Source organism: Vibrio sp. 10N.261.55.A7 (assembly GCF_002877365.1).
Classification (GTDB): Bacteria; Pseudomonadota; Gammaproteobacteria; order Enterobacterales; family Vibrionaceae; genus Vibrio.
The window spans coordinates 1-5,028 of sequence record NZ_MCWZ01000159.1 but is presented as its reverse complement, the minus strand read 5'-3'; the positions used below and the strand labels follow the sequence as shown (position 1 = coordinate 5,028).

At 46.0% G+C, this 5,028-nt stretch carries 4 protein-coding genes; 2 read left to right on the top strand and 2 right to left on the bottom strand.

The genetic code is table 11. The features are described 5' to 3' along the window. The first annotated feature begins 14 nt into the window (after positions 1 to 14). On the top strand, positions 15 to 1,049 hold the full coding sequence (locus BCU12_RS09555; protein WP_102404094.1) for an AraC family transcriptional regulator: 1,035 nt from the start codon (positions 15 to 17) through the stop codon (positions 1,047 to 1,049). A 72-nt stretch (positions 1,050 to 1,121) separates the two neighbouring features. Here the strand turns inward: BCU12_RS09555 and BCU12_RS09550 are convergent, their stop codons facing one another. Beyond that, on the bottom strand, positions 1,122 to 1,985 hold the full coding sequence (locus BCU12_RS09550) for a MurR/RpiR family transcriptional regulator (RefSeq protein WP_102404093.1): 864 nt from the start codon (positions 1,983 to 1,985) through the stop codon (positions 1,122 to 1,124). Between the two features lie 127 nt (positions 1,986 to 2,112). Then, positions 2,113 to 3,381, bottom strand: a complete 1,269-nt coding sequence (locus tag BCU12_RS09545) for an amino acid deaminase (RefSeq protein WP_102404092.1) — start codon at positions 3,379 to 3,381, stop codon at positions 2,113 to 2,115. A gap of 196 nt (positions 3,382 to 3,577) precedes the next feature. On the opposite strand from BCU12_RS09545, the gene BCU12_RS09540 reads away from it, so the two are divergent. Further along, positions 3,578 to 5,017, top strand: a complete 1,440-nt coding sequence (locus BCU12_RS09540; RefSeq protein ID WP_102404091.1) for a D-aminoacylase — start codon at positions 3,578 to 3,580, stop codon at positions 5,015 to 5,017. Positions 5,018 to 5,028 lie beyond the last annotated feature (11 nt).

Below are 5,028 nucleotides of genomic sequence, written 5' to 3'. Positions count from 1 at the left end.
ATCTAGGACTACTCATGTTGGCTATTCCTGTACCATTTATTGTTTCCATGTTGCTTGGACTACTAGCGATAACCCTCTACGTAAGGTTTACCCAACAGGCGAAAGCTACCTGCCTATTTTTGAGCCTGTGCATGACGACGACGGCAATGGTTGGCTTACGTTGGACATTTGAATGCGCCTTTTTTAGCCTTGCTCAGCCAATCTTAGCGTCCACTATTCCTATCGCAGCTTGGTATACATTCGTGCATGTTAATCGTGAGGAGGGCTCTCTTCCGACTTACCATCTGGCCGCGCCTCTATTTGTGGTTGTGAGTGCCGTGACTCAACCGTGGTTGGCGCTGCCACTTGATGAAATTCTTACCCTAATGTATGTGTGCTACGGTATCGCTCTTATACGCTACTCCTCGACAGATACGGCATTGGTGAATGTCTCGCTAGGAAATTGGGATGGTGTAAAGAGAGCGGAAGGAACAGCCGGTTGGATGCTGATGTTTTCAGCGTTTATCGATCTGTTTATGTCTTTGGACTTTGCTTTGAACCAAGGTGAGTGGTCACGCTATATCATCGCGACGGCACACTTGATTCTTGTCCCTGTTTTATCGATGACTGTTGTGGTAGCCGGTATTAATACACCTATTCCAGAAGAGGTAGACAACGTAAAAGGAAAGGAAAAAAGCGATGAGAATGCGAATGATCCATTCATGTCTATGGATCGAGCTCAGGAAATCTCTTCTTCGTTAGCGTTGAAAATTCGTCAAGATTCTTTGTATTTAGACCCAGAATTGACGCTGTCTAAGCTTACTCGCAAATTGGGTATCCCTGCGAAACATATTTCTATCGCGGTAAACCAAGTACATCAGCAAAACATTTCAAGGTACATCAATGAATATCGAATCGATCACGCGAAACAGCTTTTGCTGACAACGGATCAGACTATCACGCAAATCTTTATGCACTCTGGTTTCCAGACCAAATCCAATTTCAACCGAGAGTTTTTGCGAATAACGGGAGTGACTCCGAGTGGGTTTAGAAAACAAGAGAATAAGTAGGATAAAAAGCCCAGAAAACAAGTTCGGCAAGAGCTGTGTTCTGGGCTTGATGTGGAGGCTGTTGAACGCCGTTTAGTCACCCAAAGGTTGACGCTCATTCCCACCACGATGTGAATCAAGGGCCATTTTTAAACGTCTTAGCTTGTCTCTAGATTGTCGTTTGTGGGCGACAGCAAGTTCGAGTGAAATGACATCAACGAGCGCCAGCATGGCGTAGCGAGAAGCGGATGGCTTGTAGATGAAATCCGTCTCATCATGTTGAATAGGCAGCAGGAGATCGACATTGTTTGCCAGTGGCGTATCCACTGGTGTAATGGCGATGACTTTCATCCCGTATTTTTTGGCAAGCTGCGCGGTCTCGACCAGAACAGGCGTGTAACCCGTTGCGGAAATGATAACAAATACATCGCTTTTGTCTGCCGTCGCTGCCACCATCTGAGCAAGCATGCCATCATTGTAAGCGACAATGGCGTAGCCAAATCGAAACAGTCGATGCTGAAGCTCTTGAGAGGCGATTGTTGAACCACCGCCCATGCCTATTGATACGATTTGCCTGGCTTTATGAAGCCAATCTATGGCTGTTTCTATGTCTTGTTCATTAACCAAGCTACGGTTGATGTCCAATGACTGCTTAATGGATTCGTAAACCCCTTGGTAACCGGATTGATCGGGCGGCTCAAGGATGAATCTTTGCCCAATGGTCAGTGACTGCGCGAGCTTTATTTTCATATCACGCACGTTGGTGCAGCCGATGGCTTTAGCAAAGCGTGTGATTGTCGCTTCGCTTACATTGGCATTTTCAGCAAGCTCAGTAATACTTGCATTAGCGGCTAGGTTGATGTCATCCATGATCAACTTTGCGACTTTCTTCTCAGCGTCACGTAGCGCCCCAAAGCGTTCTGTGATCTGCGATATAATGTCTACTTCAAGTGTCAAAAAATTTTCCTACATACGGTTAAGCTATCGATGGTTTAAGCCAAAATTGATATGACTAAAATCATCGTCGTAAGCGCTCTAACTCAACGAATTTATTTTATTGATATTATGATGAATAAGGTCCCATTTAAAAGCAAGTTTCAACCCAGTGTGTAACCATGTATTCATCATCACAGATCGCGATATGACGCCATTTGTCGAAGGTTAGGCAAGGGTGTGATGTGGAGAAAGCAATCATATCACCTACTTGAATGTCGTTGTCTGCGTCTAACTCAATAAAGGTGTGTTGGTCCATAACCGCAGTGGCCTTGATTCCAGAAACACTGATCGGTTTACCATTACTGTAGCCATGTTCTGGTATCGGTAAACCTGCGTCGAATGCGACGTCTCGTTTGCCGAGTCCCACGATGGCTTTAGTCGGCTCTGGCCTAGAAATAACATAAGCCCAAACCTCGAGAGATGACTCAAGATCTCCCCCCAACTCACAGGCGTAGCCGCCATTTTCTTCAGCGCGTGCCATCACACCACTTTGTGCATCAAGGTATATTCCCGTATCGTGAATAGCGTAACAGCCGGGACGAATAATGGCGGTGGAGTGGGTGAGGTTAGCAAAACACTCTGATACCACGTCGTACCATGCTGAGCCAGCGCCGGTAATAATCGGTTTGCCTTCAACGAGCTTGTCAGCGGAAAGGGTTTGCACCAATGTGAGTGTTTCATTGAGGAAATCACGAATCAACTGCTCTTGGTTGTTGCCCTGTATGACACCTTCATACACTTCAATACCCGCCAATTTGAGCGCAGGCATCCCTTGCATTGCATCAGCCAGTTCCAGAAGCTCCTCACCCGAACGACAACCACAGCGACCCCCTTCTACTCCACGCTCTAGTAGTACATTGAGCGTAACCTTGGCTTGGCTGAACTTGGCTTGGCTGAAATAGCTATCGAGCTGATCTAGGTTGACCATGGAGTCGGCGCAACAATAAAAATCGACATCGAACTGCTCGATCAAACTCGCAATTAGGAACATATTGGCTTTGCCAACAAGCTGATTGGCCATAATGATGTTTTTGGCGCCCGCTAATGCCGCAACTTCTGCTTGTGCAGGGGTTGCAACGGTGATACCCCATGCTCCATTTTCTAACTGTTGTTGGATAAAGTCTGGGGTCATGGACGTCTTGCTATGAGGTGCAAGATGAACATGGTGGTGGTCAGCAAAACGCTGCATCCATTGTAGATTGTTCTGCAATGATGACTGTTTAACGACCGCGACTGGCAATGTAATCTCTTCATTTATCAGACTGTATTGCACCTGCTCTTCTAGCGCGATTGCGCGACCTTTATGGCCATACGCGGTTCTTCCGAGTAGAGCGCTTTGGTAGTTTCTATCTTTCATTCGTTGTAACTCTCCGACAGTGCGAGCAAACTAACTTGGGTTAAGTTATTGTTTTTATTTATTTCCTGCGTTCTATTATGCTCTTCGTGTTAGAAAGTATCAAACTAAGTCATGTTTTTTGTGTGTGTTATCACTGATTTTTTTTCGGTAAATATTAAGATAGGCAACATAGAAATGAGGATTGAGAGAGAGAACAATGTTATTCGATACCATCATAAAAAATATAGAGGTGTTCGATGGCTCAGGCGAAGCAGCGTTCTTTGCTGATGTCGCAATCCGAAACAATCGCATTGAGAAGATTGGCAAGCTCGATATTGAAGACTGCGAGCAGGTTATTGAAGGGTATGGGCTTGCGTTGGCACCTGGCTTTATTGATGTGCATACCCACGATGATACGAATGTTATTCGTTACCCAGACTGCTTACCGAAAATAAGCCAAGGTGTGACGACGGTTATTGTTGGTAACTGTGGGATTAGTGCTTCTCCAGCTGTTCTCGAAACGGCACCGCCTGATCCCATGAACCTGCTAGGCGAACAAAAAGATTTCAAATACCCATCGTTCTTGGCTTATGCCGAAGCGGTGGAAGAAGCGAAACCTGCGGTGAATGTTGCCGCGTTAGTTGGCCATACCACGCTTCGTAATCAAGTGATGGATCGTTTGGATCGCACCGCAACCGACCAAGAAATAGCACAAATGCAGTCTTCACTTACTAAGGCGATGGAGCAGGGGGCGTTGGGTCTGAGCTCTGGATTGGCTTATGCGAGTGCGAAGCAAGCCACCGCGAATGAGGTTATGCAGCTTTCAGAAGTTCTTGCTGAGCATGGCGGCATTTATACCACGCATATGCGTACTGAATTTGAAGAAATTATTAGCGCGATGGATGAAGCCTTTGAAACGGGCAAACACGCGAGAGTTCCTGTGGTTATTTCGCATTTGAAGTGCGCAGGCGCGGGAAATTGGGGCAGAACCGTCGAAGTGATCAATCACCTAGAAACAGCGTCAAAGCACCAAGACGTATCGTGTGACTGTTATCCGTATTCAGCGAGCTCTTCTACCTTAGACCTAAAACAAGTCACCGATGAGATCGATATCTTTATTACGTGGTCTAAAGCATTGCCACAATACGCGGGCAAAATGTTGAAAGAGATCGCGGTCGACATGGCATTACCGTTGATGGATGCGGCCAAGGCATTGCAGCCAGCAGGCGCGGTCTATCACTGTATGGACGAAAACGATGTGAAGCGTGTACTGAAGTACAAACTCACGATGGTTGGCTCTGACGGACTACCGAATGATCCACACCCGCATCCACGTTTGTGGGGCACGTTCCCGAAAGTGCTAGGCCACTACAGCCGAGAAGAAAAATTATTTTCAATGGAAGTGGCGATTCACAAAATGACGGGCCTTTCCGCGAAACGTTACAACCTGGATCAGCGCGGCGTGATAAAAGAAGGCGCTTACGCCGATCTGGTTATCTTTGATCCTAATACGGTTAAAGACACCGCAACTTTTGAAAATCCTATATCGGCTTCACAAGGTATAGAATATGTTTTTGTAAATGGTGAACTCTCCTATTATAAAGGGAAAGTGCAGAATAAACGTTCTGGTGTATTTATATTTAATAACAATAAGTGAAATACATATCC